17 protein-coding genes are annotated in these 15,594 nt (G+C 66.1%); 11 read left to right on the top strand and 6 right to left on the bottom strand.

All coding sequences use genetic code 11. The annotated features are described in order from the left end of the window. The first annotated feature begins 109 nt into the window (after positions 1-109). From rimP to AC1DMS_RS22790, 7 genes are read left to right on the top strand one after another with little or no spacing between them, the layout of a single operon-like run. Positions 110-748, top strand: coding sequence for a ribosome maturation factor RimP (gene rimP / locus AC1DMS_RS22820; RefSeq protein ID WP_012747850.1), 639 nt, complete (start codon positions 110-112; stop codon positions 746-748). Positions 749-765: 17 nt separating this feature from the next. Then, on the top strand, positions 766-2,250 hold the full coding sequence (gene nusA, locus AC1DMS_RS22815) for a transcription termination factor NusA (RefSeq protein ID WP_012747851.1): 1,485 nt from the start codon (positions 766-768) through the stop codon (positions 2,248-2,250). 24 nt (positions 2,251-2,274) lie between these two features. Further along, positions 2,275-5,229, top strand: a complete 2,955-nt coding sequence (gene infB, locus AC1DMS_RS22810; RefSeq protein ID WP_278876539.1) for a translation initiation factor IF-2 — start codon at positions 2,275-2,277, stop codon at positions 5,227-5,229. Between the two features lie 24 nt (positions 5,230-5,253). Further along, the gene (rbfA, locus tag AC1DMS_RS22805) at positions 5,254-5,625 is read left to right on the top strand and encodes a 30S ribosome-binding factor RbfA (protein WP_012747853.1); all 372 of its coding nucleotides are present in this window, start codon (positions 5,254-5,256) and stop codon (positions 5,623-5,625) included. A gap of 2 nt (positions 5,626-5,627) precedes the next feature. Beyond that, complete coding sequence (gene truB, locus AC1DMS_RS22800) at positions 5,628-6,584, top strand: tRNA pseudouridine(55) synthase TruB (RefSeq protein ID WP_478181862.1); 957 nt, start codon at positions 5,628-5,630, stop codon at positions 6,582-6,584. Further along, entirely contained in the window at positions 6,581-8,416 is a 1,836-nt protein-coding gene (gene typA, locus AC1DMS_RS22795; protein WP_012747855.1) for a translational GTPase TypA, read from the top strand. The genes truB and typA overlap by 4 nt, the downstream gene beginning before the upstream one ends. A gap of 19 nt (positions 8,417-8,435) precedes the next feature. Beyond that, positions 8,436-9,359 (top strand): DMT family transporter, encoded by a 924-nt coding sequence (locus AC1DMS_RS22790; RefSeq protein ID WP_478181868.1) that lies wholly within the window; start codon positions 8,436-8,438, stop codon positions 9,357-9,359. An 82-nt stretch (positions 9,360-9,441) separates the two neighbouring features. Here the strand turns inward: AC1DMS_RS22790 and AC1DMS_RS22785 are convergent, their stop codons facing one another. From AC1DMS_RS22785 to smpB, 5 genes are all read right to left on the bottom strand, one after another. After that, complete coding sequence (locus AC1DMS_RS22785; RefSeq protein WP_012747857.1) at positions 9,442-9,837, bottom strand: COG4315 family predicted lipoprotein; 396 nt, start codon at positions 9,835-9,837, stop codon at positions 9,442-9,444. Positions 9,838-9,909: 72 nt separating this feature from the next. After that, positions 9,910-10,725, bottom strand: coding sequence for an anti-sigma factor family protein (locus tag AC1DMS_RS22780; protein WP_478181861.1), 816 nt, complete (start codon positions 10,723-10,725; stop codon positions 9,910-9,912). Positions 10,726-10,741: 16 nt separating this feature from the next. Continuing rightward, entirely contained in the window at positions 10,742-11,257 is a 516-nt protein-coding gene (locus tag AC1DMS_RS22775) for a sigma-70 family RNA polymerase sigma factor (protein WP_478181860.1), read from the bottom strand. Between the two features lie 24 nt (positions 11,258-11,281). Then, the gene (locus AC1DMS_RS22770) at positions 11,282-11,662 is read right to left on the bottom strand and encodes a COG4315 family predicted lipoprotein (protein WP_012747860.1); all 381 of its coding nucleotides are present in this window, start codon (positions 11,660-11,662) and stop codon (positions 11,282-11,284) included. 94 nt (positions 11,663-11,756) lie between these two features. Further along, the gene (gene smpB, locus AC1DMS_RS22765; RefSeq protein WP_012747861.1) at positions 11,757-12,233 is read right to left on the bottom strand and encodes an SsrA-binding protein SmpB; all 477 of its coding nucleotides are present in this window, start codon (positions 12,231-12,233) and stop codon (positions 11,757-11,759) included. 62 nt (positions 12,234-12,295) lie between these two features. Between smpB and AC1DMS_RS22760 the strand changes: the two genes are divergently transcribed. Together AC1DMS_RS22760 and AC1DMS_RS22755 are read left to right on the top strand one after the other, a co-directional pair. Beyond that, positions 12,296-12,742 (top strand): type II toxin-antitoxin system RatA family toxin, encoded by a 447-nt coding sequence (locus tag AC1DMS_RS22760; protein ID WP_012747862.1) that lies wholly within the window; start codon positions 12,296-12,298, stop codon positions 12,740-12,742. Then, on the top strand, positions 12,742-13,077 hold the full coding sequence (locus AC1DMS_RS22755) for an RnfH family protein (RefSeq protein ID WP_478181859.1): 336 nt from the start codon (positions 12,742-12,744) through the stop codon (positions 13,075-13,077). Before AC1DMS_RS22760 ends, AC1DMS_RS22755 begins: the two co-directional genes overlap by 1 nt. A 15-nt stretch (positions 13,078-13,092) precedes the next feature. Here the strand turns inward: AC1DMS_RS22755 and AC1DMS_RS22750 are convergent, their stop codons facing one another. Continuing rightward, the gene (locus tag AC1DMS_RS22750) at positions 13,093-13,605 is read right to left on the bottom strand and encodes a DUF4124 domain-containing protein (protein WP_012747864.1); all 513 of its coding nucleotides are present in this window, start codon (positions 13,603-13,605) and stop codon (positions 13,093-13,095) included. 179 nt (positions 13,606-13,784) lie between these two features. Between AC1DMS_RS22750 and guaB the strand changes: the two genes are divergently transcribed. Together guaB and AC1DMS_RS22740 are read left to right on the top strand one after the other, a co-directional pair. Beyond that, entirely contained in the window at positions 13,785-15,254 is a 1,470-nt protein-coding gene (gene guaB, locus AC1DMS_RS22745) for an IMP dehydrogenase (RefSeq protein ID WP_012747865.1), read from the top strand. An 88-nt stretch (positions 15,255-15,342) separates the two neighbouring features. Continuing rightward, positions 15,343-15,591 (top strand): type II toxin-antitoxin system Phd/YefM family antitoxin, encoded by a 249-nt coding sequence (locus AC1DMS_RS22740; RefSeq protein WP_012747866.1) that lies wholly within the window; start codon positions 15,343-15,345, stop codon positions 15,589-15,591. Positions 15,592-15,594: the final 3 nt, after the last annotated feature.

Genomic DNA, 15,594 nt, shown 5'->3' with positions numbered 1-15,594 from the left:
CGGGCGGGTACCAACCGCCCGTTTTTTTTGGTCTATGCAATTTCGATGCGTGACACCCGTGGCGGGCGGGTGGCACGCATAAGCATTTTTACAAGGCAAATTCAAACACGTGGCATTGCAGCAGACAGTGGAACAAACCGTTGCCGGTCTCGGCTACGACCTGGTCGAGATCGAACGCTCGGCCGGGGGATTGCTGCGCGTGACAATTGATTTGCCCTGGACTGCCCCCACATCGGAAGCTGTGGCTGCAGGCATTCCCGAACCCTTTGTGACGGTCGAGGATTGCGAGAAGGTCACGCGCCAGTTGCAGTTTGCGCTCGAGGTCGACGGTGTCGATTACAAGCGGCTCGAGGTTTCCTCGCCGGGTATTGACCGTCCGCTTCGCAATGAGCAGGATTTCGAGCGTTTCGTGGGCGAGGTGATCGACATCACGCTCAAGGCGCCCATGGGTGCCGCGGCGGCGGGGCAGGTGTCTGCCACCCGCAAGAAGTTTCGCGGCACGCTGGAGCGCGTGGCGGGGGCCGACGGGGCCCCGGGCTGGCAAATCGTCTGGAGCGATGCGCCGGAGCCAAAACCGGGTCAAAAAGTCAGCAAGAAGCGCGCGCCTGCAAAGTTGCATGCGCTGGGTTTCGTGCTGGATGAGCTGCGCGATGCGCGGCTCGCGCCAATTGTGGATTTCAAGGGCCGCAAGGCCAAAACCCAACCGGGTTTTTCGGATATTGACGACGGAACCAACGTTCCGGACTGACTAGAGGAGTGGGTGGCATGAATCGCGAAATGTTGATGTTGGTGGATGCGATCTCGCGCGAGAAGAACGTCGAGCGCGACGTGGTTTTCGGCGCGGTCGAATCCGCGCTGGCGCAAGCCACCAAGAAGCTCCACCAGGGCGACGTGGACATCCGCGTCTCGGTCGACCGCGACAGCGGCGACTACGAAACCTTCCGCCGCTGGCACGTCGTCCCCGACGAAGCCGGCCTGCAGCTGCCCGACCAGGAAATCCTCCTGTTCGAAGCCAAGGAAGAAATGCCCGACATCGAGGTCGGCGAGTACATCGAGGAAGCGGTGGACTCGGTGCCGATCGGCCGCATCGGCGCCATGGCGGCCAAGCAGGTCATCCTGCAGAAGATCCGCGACGCCGAGCGCGAGATGCTGCTCAACGACTTCATGTCGCGCGGCGACAAGATCTTCGTGGGTACCGTCAAGCGCCTGGACAAGGGCGACATCATCGTGGAGGCCGGCCGCGTCGAAGGGCGCCTGCGCCGCAGCGAGATGATCGCCAAGGAAAACCTGCGCAACGGCGACCGCGTGCGGGCCATGATCATGGAAGTCGACCTGACGCTGCGCGGCGCGCCGATCATCCTTTCGCGCTCGGCGCCCGAGTTCATGATCGAGCTGTTCCGCCAGGAAGTGCCCGAGATCGAACAGGGCTTGCTCGAAATCAAGAGCTGCGCCCGCGACCCCGGTTCGCGCGCCAAGATCGCCGTGCTCTCGCACGACAAGCGTGTCGACCCGATCGGCACCTGCGTCGGCGTGCGCGGCACCCGCGTCAATGCCGTGACCAACGAGCTCGCCGGCGAGCGCGTGGACATCGTGCTGTGGAGCGAAGACCCGGCCCAGTTCGTGATCGGCGCCCTGGCTCCGGCCAACGTGTCGTCGATCGTGGTCGATGAAGAAAAGCACGCCATGGACGTGGTGGTCGACGAGGAAAACCTCGCCATCGCGATCGGCCGCGGCGGCCAGAATGTGAGGCTCGCCTCCGATCTGACCGGCTGGAAGATCAACATCATGGACGCCAATGAATCGGCCCAGAAGCAGGCGAGCGAAACCGACGCCAGCCGCAAGCTGTTCATGGAAAAGCTCGACGTCGACGAGGAAATCGCCGACATCCTGATCTCCGAGGGCTTCAACAGCCTCGAGGAAGTCGCCTATGTGCCGATCTCCGAAATGCTGGAGATCGAAGCCTTCGACGAAGACACCATCAACGAGCTTCGTTCGCGCGCCAAGGATGCGCTGTTGACCATGGAAATCGCCAAGGAAGAGGGCGTCGAGACCGTCTCGCAGAATCTGCGCGACCTCGAAGGCCTCGACCCCGAGCTGATTCCCAAGCTGGCCGAGGCGGGTGTGCACACCCGCGACGACCTCGCCGACCTCGCGGTCGATGAACTCACCGAGATCACCGGCCACAGCGCCGATGACGCCAAAGCCCTCATCTTGAAAGCCCGCGAACATTGGTTCGCCGGCCAAGAGTGATGGTCATGGAGGCACGAAACCAATATGTCCAGTACCACTGTCGCCGAGTTCGCGAACGAGCTCAAGAAGACTCCCGAAACCTTGCTTGACCAGCTCAAGAGCGCAGGCGTGCCCAAGGCGGCACCCACCGATGCACTCACCGAGGCTGACAAGCAGCGCCTGCTCGGCTTTCTCAAAGCCAGCCATGGCACCGCCGAGCCCGAGCGCAAGAAGATCACGCTGACGAAAAAGTCGACCAGCGAGATCAAGCAGGCCGACGCCACCGGCCGCGCCCGCACCATCCAGGTCGAGGTGCGCAAGAAGCGCACCTTCATCCAGCGCGACGACGGCCACCCGGCCACGCCCGAAGCGCAACCGGTGGCCGAAGCGCCCGCCGCGGCACCTGCCGCACCCCGCATCGACGAAGCCGAACTGGCCCGCCGCGAGGAAGAGGCGCGCCGCCAGGCCGAGCTGATCCGCCGCCAGGAAGAAGAACTGGCCGAGAAGCGCCGCCTGCGCGAAGAAGCCGAAGCCCGCGAACGCGAACAGGCCGAGAAGGCCGAGCGTGCAGAGCAGGCCGAGCAGGAAGCTGCGCGCATCGCTGCAGAGAAGAAGGCCGCTGACGCAGCCGCGGCCGCGCCCGCCAAGGAAGCGGCCAAGCCGGCCGCAGCGCCTGTTGCAGCCGCTGCAGCCGCCGCCGAACAGCAGGCCGCCGACACCAAGCTGGCTGCCCAGACCGCCGCCACGCAAGCCAAGGAAGACGCCAAGGCCAAGGCCGCCGCCGAATCGAAGGCCCGTGCCGACGAGGAAGCCGCCCGCGCCAAGGACCTGGACGAGCGCCGCCGCAAGGCCCTGGCCGAAGCCGAAGCCATCCGCGCCATGATGAACGCACCGGCGCGCGTGCTGGTGCCGCACAAGGCGCCCGAGAAGCCGCAGCCCGAAAAGGCCGCGGTCAAGGGCACGCTGCACAAGCCGGCCGCGCCCGCAGCGCGCCCCGGCGCGCCGGCCGCACCGGGTGCTGCCGCAGCCCCTGGCGCCGCCGGTGCCGGCAAGGAAGTCAAGTCGGCCAAGCTCTCCTCGAGCTGGGCGGGCGATCCTGCCAAGAAGAAGGAAATCAAGACCCGCGGCGATGCCAGCGGCGGTGTCGGCCGCGGCAACTGGCGCGGAGGCCCGCGCGGCCGCCGTGGCAGCAATGACCGCGGAGGCCACGAAGAGCACGTGCAGGCCGCACCGGTGGAGGCGCGCATTCTCGAAGTGCACGTGCCCGAAACCATCACGGTGGCCGAGCTCGCGCACAAGATGGCCGTCAAGGCACAGGAAGTCATCAAGCAATTGATGAAGCTGGGCCAGATGGCGACCATCAACCAGTCGCTGGACCAGGACACCGCCATGATCCTGGTGGAGGAAATGGGCCACAACGCGGTCGTTGCCGCGCTGGACGACCCCGAAGCCTTCACCGACGAGGACGTGTCGGCGCAAACCGCCGAAGCCCTGCCGCGCGCACCGGTCGTGACCGTCATGGGCCACGTCGACCACGGCAAGACCTCGCTGCTCGACTACATCCGCCGCGCCAAGGTTGCAGCGGGCGAAGCCGGCGGCATCACGCAGCACATCGGTGCCTACCATGTGCAGACCGAACGCGGCATGGTGTCCTTCCTCGACACCCCGGGCCACGAGGCCTTCACGGCCATGCGTGCCCGCGGTGCACAGGCCACCGACATCGTCATCCTCGTGGTGGCGGCCGACGACGGCGTCATGCCGCAGACCAAGGAAGCCATCAAGCACGCGAAGGCTGCGGGTGTGCCGATCGTGGTTGCCATCAACAAGATCGACAAGCCCGATGCCAGCCCGGACCGCGTGAAGCAGGAACTGGTGGCCGAAGAGGTGGTGCCCGAAGAGTACGGCGGCGACGTGCCGTTCGTGCCGGTGTCCGCCAAGACGGGCCAGGGCATCGACGACCTGCTCGAGCAGGTGCTGCTGCAGGCCGAAGTGCTGGAACTCAAGGCGCCGGTGGATGCCGCCGCCAAGGGCCTGGTCATCGAAGCGCAGCTCGACAAGGGCCGCGGCCCGGTCGCGACCGTGCTGGTGCAGTCCGGCACGCTCAAGACCGGCGACGTGGTGCTGGCGGGTTCGACCTATGGCCGCGTGCGCGCCATGCTCGACGAAGACGGCAGGACCATCAAGTCGGCCGGCCCGTCGATCCCGGTCGAGATCCAGGGCCTGACCGAAGTGCCGCAGGCGGGCGACGAGTTCATGGTGATGAGCGACGAGCGCCGTGCGCGCGAAATCGCCACCTACCGTGCCGGCAAGTTCCGCAACACCAAGCTGGCGAAGGCCCAGGCCGCGAACCTGCAGAACATGTTCACCGACCTCTCGGCCGGCGAAGTGCAGACGCTGCGCATCATCATCAAGGCCGACGTGCAGGGCTCGCAGGAAGCGCTGGCCCAGTCGCTGCTCAAGCTGGCGACCGACGAGGTCAAGGTGCAGATCGTGTACGCCGGCGTGGGCGGCATCAGCGAAAGCGACATCAACCTGGCGATCGCCTCCAAGGCCATCGTGATTGGCTTCAACGTGCGTGCCGATGCCGGCGCGCGCAAGCTGGCCGAAGGCAATGGCGTGCAGCTGAACTACTACAGCATCATTTACGACGCCGTGGACGAGATCAAGGTCGCGATGTCGGGCATGCTGGCACCTGAGCGCCGCGAGGAAATCATCGGCTCGGCCGAGATCCGCACGGTGTTCGTGGCCTCGAAGATCGGTACGGTCGCGGGTTCCTACATCACCTCGGGCTCGGTCAACCGCAGTGCGCATTTCCGCCTGCTGCGCGACAACGTGGTGATCTACACCGGCGAAGTCGACTCGATCAAGCGCATGAAGGACGACGTCCGCGAAGTGCGCGAAGGCTTCGAGTGCGGTATCAAGCTCAAGAACTACAACGACATCAAAGAGGGCGATCAGCTCGAGTTCTTTGAAATCAAGGAGATCGCCCGTACGCTGTAACAAGCGTTCGATGCGACCGTATCCATGCCCAAGAGAAAAGCCGCCGCCCCCAACCGCGCGTTCAAGGTTGCCGACCAGATCCAGCGCGATCTGACGGAGCTGATCGCGCGCGAGTTGAAGGACCCGCGCGTGGGCATGGTCACGATCCAGGCGGTCGAGGTCACGCCCGACTATGCGCACGCGAAGATCTACTTCAGCATGCTCACGGGCGACGTGACCGAGACCACCGAGGCGCTGAACCAGGCCGCGGGGTTCCTGCGCAACGGCCTGTTTAAGCGCCTGCACATCCACACCGTGCCGACGCTGCACTTCCTGTTCGACCGCACCACCGAGCGTGCGGCCGACATGAATGCGCTCATCGCGCAGGCCGTCGCTTCGCGTTCGAAAGACGACTAGCGATGAATGCGCCACGCACAAGGGTGCAGCGGCGCCCTGTGCATGGGGTGTTGTTGCTCGACAAGCCGCTGGGACTCTCCAGCAACCAGGCCTTGCAGAAGGCCAAGTGGTTGCTGCGCGCCGAAAAAGCGGGCCACACCGGCACGCTCGATCCGCTGGCCACCGGCGTGCTGCCGCTGTGCTTTGGCGCGGCCACCAAGTTCAGCCAGCTGCACCTCGATGCCGACAAGACCTACGAGGCCACGGCTCGCCTTGGCATCAAGACCTCCACCGGCGACGCCGAGGGCGAGGTGATTGCCGAGCGCCCGGTGCATGTCACGCCTGAAGACCTCGCCCGCGTCGAAGTGCAGTTCACCGGCCCGATCCGGCAGGTTCCGCCGATGCACAGCGCGCTCAAGAAGGACGGCAAGGCGCTGTACGAGTACGCGCGCGAAGGCATCGAGATCGAGCGGGCGCCGCGCGACGTCGTCATTCACAAGCTCGCGCTGACGCAGCTGGACGGCTCCCGCATCCGCATCGTTGCGTGCGTGAGCAAGGGCACCTACATTCGCACGCTGGGCGAGGATATCGGCGAGGCACTGGGCTGCGGCGCGCACCTCACGTCGCTGCGCCGCACGGCCACGGGCGGGTTCGGCGAGGCGGAGTGCGTCACGATCGAGGCGCTCGAAGCCATGGCCGAAGACGAGCGCCTGGCACGCCTGTTGCCTGCCGAAGCACTGGTCGAGGGCCACAGCCGCGTCACGCTCGCCGCCGAAGATGCGGCACGTTTTCTTTCAGGCCTGCGCCGCCGTGGCGGCTGGGCCGATGCCGAAGCGGTGGCCGTGTTCGGCACCGACCCGCAGGCGTTCCTGGGCACCGCCCATGTGAGCGCCGGCGAACTGATCCCGGGGCGCTTGCTGAACCCCATCGAAATCCAGCAAATTCTTTTGAACGCACAACAGACCGAAGCGACACCATGAGTACCAAGCAAATCCGCAATATCGCCATCATTGCCCACGTCGACCATGGCAAGACCACGATGGTCGACCAGCTGCTGCGGCAGTCGGGCACCTTTGCCGAGCACGAGAAAGTGGTCGACACGGTGATGGACAACAACGCCATCGAAAAGGAACGTGGCATCACGATCCTGGCCAAGAACTGCGCCGTGACCTGGGAAGGCACGCACATCAACATCGTCGACACCCCCGGCCACGCGGACTTCGGCGGCGAAGTGGAGCGCGCGCTGTCGATGGTCGATGGCGTGGTGCTGCTGATCGACGCGCAGGAAGGCCCGATGCCGCAGACGCGCTTCGTGACCAAGAAGGCGCTGGCCCTGGGCCTGAAGCCGATCTTGGTCGTGAACAAGGTCGACAAGCCGGGCGCCAACCCCGACAAGGTGGTGAACGCCGCCTTCGACCTGTTCGACAAGCTCGGCGCCACCGACGAACAGCTCGACTTCCCTGTGGTGTACGCCTCGGGCATCAATGGCTGGTCGTCGCTCGAAGAGGGTGCGCCCGGCGAGCAGTGGGGCCCCGACATGTCGGCGCTGTTCAACACCATCCTGAAGCATGTGCCGGCGCAGAAGGGCGATCCGGACGCACCGCTGCAGCTGCAGATATCGGCGCTCGACTTCTCAACCTTCGTCGGCCGCATCGGCGTGGGCCGCATCAGCCAGGGCACGCTCAAGCCCATGATGGACGTGCTGGTGATGGAAGGTCCGGACGGCAAGACCGTCAAGGGCCGCGTCAACCAGGTGCTGACCTTCCAGGGCCTGGACCGCGTGCAGGCCACCGAAGCCGGCCCGGGCGAGATCGTGCTGATCAACGGCATTGCCGACATCGGCATCGGCGTGACCGTGACCGACCCGGCCAATCCGTCGCCGCTGCCCATGCTCAAGGTCGACGAACCGACCCTGACCATGAACTTCTGCGTCAACACCAGCCCGCTGGCCGGCCGCGAAGGCAAGTTCGTCACCAGCCGCCAGATCTGGGACCGCCTGCAGAAGGAACTGCAGCACAACGTGGCGCTGCGCGTGAACGAAACCGACGAGGAAGGCATCTTCGAGGTGATGGGCCGCGGCGAACTGCACCTGACCATCCTGTTGGAAAACATGCGCCGCGAAGGCTATGAAATGGCCGTGTCCAAGCCGCGCGTGGTGTTCCGCACCGTCAACGGCGAGAAGCACGAGCCGATCGAGCTGGTGACGGCCGACATCGAAGAGCAGCACCAGGGCGGCGTGATGCAGGCTCTCGGCGAGCGCAAGGGCGAGCTGGTCAACATGGAACCGGACGGCCGCGGCCGCGTGCGCCTGGAGTACCGCATTCCGGCGCGCGGCCTGATCGGCTTCACCAACGAATTCCTGAACCTGACGCGCGGCTCGGGCCTCATCAGCAACATCTTCGACAGCTACGAGCCGCACAAGGGCGAGATCGGCAGCCGCAAGAACGGCGTGCTGATTTCCATGGACGACGGTGAAATCTTCACCTACGCCCTGGGCAAGCTGGACGACCGCGGCCGCATGTTCGTGAAGGCGAACGATCCGGTGTACGAAGGCATGATCGTGGGCATCCACAGCCGCGACAACGATCTGGTGGTGAACGCCACGCGCACCAAGCAGCTGACCAACTTCCGTGTCTCGGGCAAGGAAGACGCGATCAAGATCACGCCGCCGATCGAACTCACGCTGGAATACGGCGTGGAATTCATCGAGGACGACGAGCTGGTCGAGATCACGCCCAAGAGCGTGCGACTGCGCAAGCGTTTCCTCAAGGAAAACGAGCGCAAGCGCGCCAGCCGCGAAATGGCGAGCTGATCGCCATCCAGCCGTGCTGCTGCGCCTGACCCACGGCGGGGCCGTGTGGCTGATGGTTGCCGTGACCCTGATGTGGGCCACGGCGGGCGTTGTCACGCGGCACCTGGCGCAGGCCCACAGTTTCGAGATCACCTTCTGGCGCAGCTTCTTCACGATGCTTGCGCTGCTGGTGATCTTGCCGCTTTGGCGGGGCCGGGCGGTGTTCTCGCAGATCCGCTCGGGCGGGCGCGAGCTCTGGATCTCGGGCGTCTGCTGGACCGTGATGTTCACGGCCTTCATGGTGGCGCTCACGCTGGCTTCGACGGCCAGCGTGCTGGTCACGATGTCGCTGGGCCCATTGCTCACCGCGCTGGCCGCGCGCCTCTTCATCGGCCACCGCCTGCCCGTGCGGACCTGGGTGGCCATCGTGGTGGCGGGCCTCGGCATCGCGTGGATGTACGGTACGCAACTGATGCAGGGCGGAGCGGCGGGCGGATCGCTGCTCGGAACGCTGGTGGCGCTGTGCGTGCCGCTCGCGGGCGCCACCAACTGGACGGTGGTCCAGCATGCGCGCGCCAAGGGACATGACATCGACCTGGTTCCCGCGGTGCTGATCGGCGCGGCGCTGAGCGCGCTGCTCACGCTGCCTTTTGCCTTGCCGTTCCAGGCCAATGCGCACGATCTCGGCCTGCTCGCTTTCCTCGGTGTTTTCCAGCTGGCCATTCCCTGCGTGCTGGCGGTCCTGTGCGCGCAGGTGCTCAAGGCGCCCGAGGTGGCGCTGCTCGCGCTGCTCGAGGTGATCTTCGGCATTGCACTGGCCTGGATCGGCGCGGGCGAGGAGCCGGCTGCGAGCGTGCTGACCGGCGGCGCGCTGGTCATCGGTGCGCTGGTTTTCAACGAGCTGCTGGCGCTGCGCGAGCGCCGCGCCACCGTGGCCGACGACGCGCTTCCCACCGCCCACTGAGCCGCTTGCGCGAGCCAAAAAAGAAAAGGCCCCGACATCTGCCGGGGCCTTCGAGTTGGAGCGCGATCAGGCGATCACGGAATCAGGGGCGGGCCACCTTCCAGGCGCCGTTCAGGACGCCGTCGCCGGTCTTGTCGCCCGGCTTGCTGTCCTTGGTCCAGTAATAGAGCGGCCAGCCCTTGTAGGCCCACTGCCTCTTGCCGTCTTCGCGCACGATGATGGTGTAGCCACCCATCGGCTTGGCCGTTTCGGCCACCGGCAGCGGCGGCCAGTTGGCGGCGCACTGGGCGTTGCAGGCGGAGGTGCCTGCACCGGCCGTGTCGCGGGCGAAGGTGTACAGCGTCATGCCATTCGGGCCGACCAGCACGCCATCGGCGGTGCGGGTGGGGGTGTCGGGGGCGCTGGCGGTCTTGTTGGACATGCCGCCGCAGCCGGCGAGCAATGCCGCCGCGAGGATCGAGGCGCTGAGCAATTTCATGCAGTTTCTCCTTCAGTTGAAAAATCGCGAAAACAAGGCAGTGGTTGCGCGACACGGCAGTTTATGCCGGCCTCACGACAAATCGCGGTAGGCGAGCGTCGCGAGTTTCAGCAAAACTTCACGCGGTAGCTTGCCGGCAACGGCATAGCCGAAGCCCTGGTCGATCCAATAGAAGCTGGGCACCGGTCCTTCGGACGCGAAACGGAAGGCTGTTTCGCGCGATGCGGCGGTGCCGGCGGCGGCCTGGCTGTCGAGGGTGCCGATGTAGAGCGTGATGCGTTCGCCGACGGCGTCCTCGAACATGAACTGGGCGCGCGCGCCGCTTTCCCCGGGCAAGAGGCGGCCGCCGACGAGCGTGTAGCCCATGGCAGTCAGGTCCGGCACCTTGAGCGGCCTGTCCAGGCGCTTGGACAGCCACTGCACGAGGTGCTGCTGCTCGCTGGCAGCCACCTCGACCGGGTGCCTTTTTTCCGGCGCATAGACGGCGTGGGCAATGGACGCGTCGTGCACGAATTCGCGCATCGCAGGCGCCCTGGCCAACTGGGCCGAAGCGGCGCGCTGCATCGACCACTGGGCATTGCCGAGCCAGCCGGCGGCAAAGGCGACCAGCACGCCGGCCGCCATGCCGCCCCATCGCATCCAATGGCCTCGCCGGGCCTGGCTGCGATCGAGCGCGTTCATCAGGGGCGCGGGCACGGGCTCTACCAGCAGCTCTCCATGCAGCCGGCGCAGTGCGTCGCGCTGGGTGCGCCAGGCCGCCACCCGCGCCGCAAGGGCCGGATCGTGCGCGACGGCGTCCTCGACCTCGGCGTGGCGTTCCGGTGCCAACTGGCCATCGATGAGCGCATGCAACTCGTCGTCGGTGGGGGGCGGGGCAGGGCGATTCATGATGGAGCGGCAGGTTTCACTTGAGGCGGCGCAGTCCGGGGCGATGCGGCGCAGCGGCGCCGTCCATCAGCTCCTGCAGCCGGACGCGGGCGCGCGACAGGCGCGACATCACGGTGCCGGCGGGGATGCCGAGCACCTTGGCCACCTCGGCATAGGAAAGGTCTTCGAGCGTGACGAGCAGCAGCACGGCGCGCTGCTCTTCGGGCAGCTGCATCAGGCAGCGCTGCAGGTCCAGGCCCATGCCGGGGTCGCGGCCCGGATCGGCGGCGCCATGCAGCTCCTGCGCCGCGTCCTCCAGCGGCACCACGCTGTGCGGCGGCGGCGTGCGCCGCAGCTGGCTCGCAAAGATGTTGTGCATGACCGCGAACAGCCAGGCGCGCAGGTCGCTGCCCACCACCCAGAGCCGCCACTTGCTGCAGGCCCGCTCGAGCGTGTCCTGCACCAGGTCGTCGGCCGCCCAGGCGTTGCCCGTGAGCGCGCGCGCATAGCGGCGCAGGCTCGGGATCTGGTCGGCCAGCAGGCGGGCGTCCATGGGGAGCGGGAGCGCGCGCGAGGATCAGGGCTTGGCGGTTTTCCAGGCGCCGCCGACGCCGTCGCCGGTCTTGTCGCCCGGCTTGCTGTCCTTGGACCAGTAGTAGAGCGGCCAGCCCTTGGCGGCCCATTGCTTCTTGCCGTCGTCGCGCGTGACGATGGTGAAGTCGCCGGAGGGTTTGTCGCTGTCGGTGGCCATGAAGGGTGGCCAATTGGCCGCGCAGCCGCCGTTGCAGGCCGACTTGCCGCTGCCGGCCGTGTCCTTGTCGAAGGTGTAGAGCGTCATGCCGTTGGGGCCGACCAGCGCACCGTCGGCGGCCTTGGGCTGTGCGAACGAGGGAAGCGCGAGCAGGCCGGAAAGCAGCGCGGCGGCAAGGCCGGCGCAGGAAAGGCGAAGAGGCGACATGGAAGACTCCTGGAAGTTGGTGGCACCGACGATCCGATGACACCGCACAAACGCCTGCAAGCGGCGTTTTATTCCATGCTGCGCAAAAAAAGAACTAGCGGCTGCGGCTCTTCATCGCGCGCTCGACCTCGCGCTTGCCTTCGCGGTCCTTGATGGTGTCGCGCTTGTCGTGCTCGGCCTTGCCCTTGGCGAGCGCAATTTCGCATTTCACCTTGCCGGCCTTCCAGTGCAGGTTGAGCGGCACCAGCGTGTAGCCCTTTTGTTCGACCTTGCCGACCAGGCGGCGGATCTCTTCCTTGTGCAGCAGCAGCTTCTTGGTGCGGATGGAGTCAGGGTTGACGTGGGTCGAGGCGCTCTTGAGCGGGTTGATCTGCAGGCCCACGACAAAGAGCTCGCCGTCGCGGATCACCACGTAGCCGTCGGTCAGCTGGACCTTGCCTTCGCGCAGGGACTTGACCTCCCAGCCTTCGAGCACGATGCCGGCCTCGAAGCGTTCTTCGAAGAAATAGTTGTACGCGGCCTTCTTGTTGTCGGCAATGCGGGAGGAGGTATCTTGTTTCTTGGTGGCCATGGCTCGGAAAGGTGGGGGCGCATGGCTTCAATACAATCCGTCGCGCACGCTGTCCCGATTCTATGAAAACCGTCAACAAGTCCGTCCTCATCTGGTACAGCGCCGAGGAGATGTACGCGCTCGTCACCGACGTGGAGAAATATCCGCAGTTCCTGCCCTGGTGCGACAAGTCCAGGGTCATCGAGGAAGACGAGGCCGGCATGACCGCCGAAGTGGGCCTGGCCTTTGCCGGCCTTCACCAGAGTTTCACCACCCGCAACACCCACGTACCGGGGCGCGAGGTGCACCTCAAGCTGGTCGATGGACCCTTCTCCAACCTCGACGGCCTCTGGAAATTCGTGCCCGTGGGCGAGCCCGGCGAGCGCGCCTGCCGCGTCGAGCTGCACATGAGCTACGGCTTCAGCAACTTTGCTTTGCAGGCGCTGGTGGGGCCGGTGTTCGACACCGTGGCCTCCAGCCTGGTCGAAGCCTTCGTCAAGCGCGCCGAGCAGGTCTACGGCACGTCCTGATGATCGAAGTCACGCTCTGCTGCTCGCCCGCGCCGCGCGAGGTGTTCGAGCAGGTGCTGCAACTGGGGCCCCAAGCCACCGTGGCCGATGCCGTGAAGGCCAGCGAACTCGCGCAGCGCTTCCCGCAGCTCGATTGGCGCGAGGCCATGACGCCGGGAATCTGGGGCAGGGAAGTCGGCTGGGAGCAGCCGCTCGAGGACGGCGACCGGGTCGAACTGTGCCGGCCCTTGGCGGTCGATCCGAAGGTGGCGCGCCGTGAGCGCTTCCAGCGCCAGGGCGCGCGCGGCACCGGTCTTTTCGCGAACCGCCGCAAGGGCGGCAAGGCCGGCTACTGAACCGGCGCGGGCTGCTTATTTGCAGTCGCTTTCGATGATCGACTGAAGACGCTTCTGCTCGGCGGCCCGGGCCGCGTCGTCCATGATTTCGCGTTCGCCCTTGGCGTTGATCTTGGCCACGCGGATGCCGCTGTCGAAGGTGGCCTTGCCCTGGCGCGCGCGGTCGCAGTTGTCGGCCTTGGCCTTGGCGTTCTTCTCTGCCTCGGCGGCCTGCTTGGCCTTTTCCTCGGCCTGCGCCTTCTTGGTCTTTTCCTCGAGCTCCTTGTCGACGCCCGCGGGCTTGGGCGCGGCCGCGGCCTTGGGTGCCGCAGCGTCGGGCGCATCGGCGTCGGCAGCGGCCGGCGCCGAGCCGCCTCGGGGCGGCGGAGAACCCGCGCGGCGCAGGATGTTCTTTTCCGGCACGTCCGTCGGCGGCGGCTGGTCGCTGAAGACCTTCTTGCCGCTCTTGTCGATCCATTGCCATTGCGCGCTGGCCGAGAGCGGCAGCAGGCAAACACATCCCAGTACGAGCCAATGCGCGAATTTCATGCGGCGAGTTTAGCCTTCCTTACGTTTTGCAACATGAGAGCGCCCGGCTTTCGTTGCCGGCGAGTTGGGATTTGGCTACGTTTTCGCCGCCTTGCCGGCCCGGCGGGGCTTGGCTGAAGCCCCTGGCAGGGCGGGTAAGTACCGACGGTCGCTACAATCCGTCTTTTGGAGCTTCACCCATGCGCCTTCTCGGCAAAGCGCTCACCTTCGACGACGTGTTGTTGGTGCCAGCGTTCTCCCAGGTCCTGCCTAAGGACACCTCCCTCGCCACCCGTTTCTCCCGCAACATCACGCTGAATCTGCCGCTGGTCTCCGCCGCGATGGATACGGTGACCGAAGCACGCCTCGCGATCGCGATCGCGCAGGAAGGCGGCATCGGCATCGTGCACAAGAACTTCACCGCCGCCGAGCAGGCCGCGCAGGTGGCCAAGGTGAAGCGCTACGAATCGGGCGTGCTGCGCGATCCCGTGGTGATCACCCCCACGCACACCGTGCTGCAGGTCATGCAACTGTCCGACGAACTCGGCATCTCGGGCTTCCCGGTGCTCGACGGCGGCAAGGTGGTGGGCATCGTGACCGGGCGCGACCTGCGCTTCGAGAACCGCTACGACGTGCCGGTGAGCGAGATCATGACGCCGCGCGACAAGCTCATCACCGTGCCCGACGGCACCACGCTGGCCGAGGCCAAGGCGCTGCTCAACAAGCACAAGCTCGAACGCCTGCTCGTCATCAACAGCGCATGGGAGCTCAAGGGCCTGATCACCGTCAAGGACATCACCAAGCAGACCAGCTTTCCCAACGCCGCGCGCGACCCGAGCGGCCGCCTGCGCGTGGGTGCGGCGGTCGGCGTGGGCGCGGGCACCGAGGAGCGCGTCGAGGCGCTGGTGAAGGCCGGCGTCGACGCCATCGTGGTCGACACCGCGCATGGCCACAGCGCCGGCGTGATCGAGCGCGTGCGCTGGGTCAAGAAGAACTATCCGCAGGTCGACGTGATCGGCGGCAACATCGCCACCGGCGATGCGGCACGCGCGCTGGCCGATGCCGGCGCCGACGCGGTCAAGGTCGGCATCGGCCCCGGATCGATCTGCACCACGCGCATCGTCGCGGGCGTGGGCGTGCCGCAGATCATGGCGGTCGACAGCGTGGCCACCGCGCTGCAGGGCACCGGCATTCCGCTGATCGCCGATGGCGGCATCCGCTATTCGGGCGACATTGCCAAGGCCATTGCCGCGGGCGCGAGCACCGTGATGATGGGCGGCATGTTCGCAGGCACCGAAGAGGCACCCGGCGAGATCGTGCTGTTCCAGGGCCGCAGCTACAAGAGCTACCGCGGCATGGGCTCCATTGGCGCCATGCAGCAGGGCAGCGCCGACCGCTACTTCCAGGAATCGACCACCGGCAATCCCAACGCCGACAAACTGGTGCCCGAGGGCATCGAAGGCCGCGTGCCGTACAAGGGCTCGATGGTGTCGATCGTCTACCAGATGTCGGGCGGCTTGCGCGCGAGCATGGGCTACTGCGGCTGCGCCACCATCGAAGAGATGAAGAACAAGGCCGAGTTCGTCGAGATCACCACGGCCGGCATCCGCGAAAGCCACGTGCACGACGTGCAGATCACGAAAGAAGCGCCGAACTACCGGGCTGAATAAGTGATGAACAAGCCCAATCTGGCCAGACCTTGAAAGTCAGGCCAGATTGGCATTAGAATTCAGGCCAGATTCAAATTTTCTGGCCCAAATGCAATCCATCGGCATCGCTGAAGCCAAGAACAACTTCTCGGCCCTGATCGACCTGGTCGAAAAGGGCGAGGAGGTTCGCATCACCCGCCACGGCAAGGAGGTGGTGCGCATGCTGCCGGTGCGGCGCAAGCCGGTCATCACCGACGAGCAGATCGAGCGCGAACTCGGCCAGATCGACGCGCTGCACGCCACCATCCAGCCCGGCCACCCGGTGCGGGCACTGCTCGACGAAGGGCGCCAATCGTGACAG

The organism is Variovorax sp. 05T418, from assembly GCF_056396385.1.
This window is presented reverse-complemented; position numbering and strand designations above follow the sequence as displayed.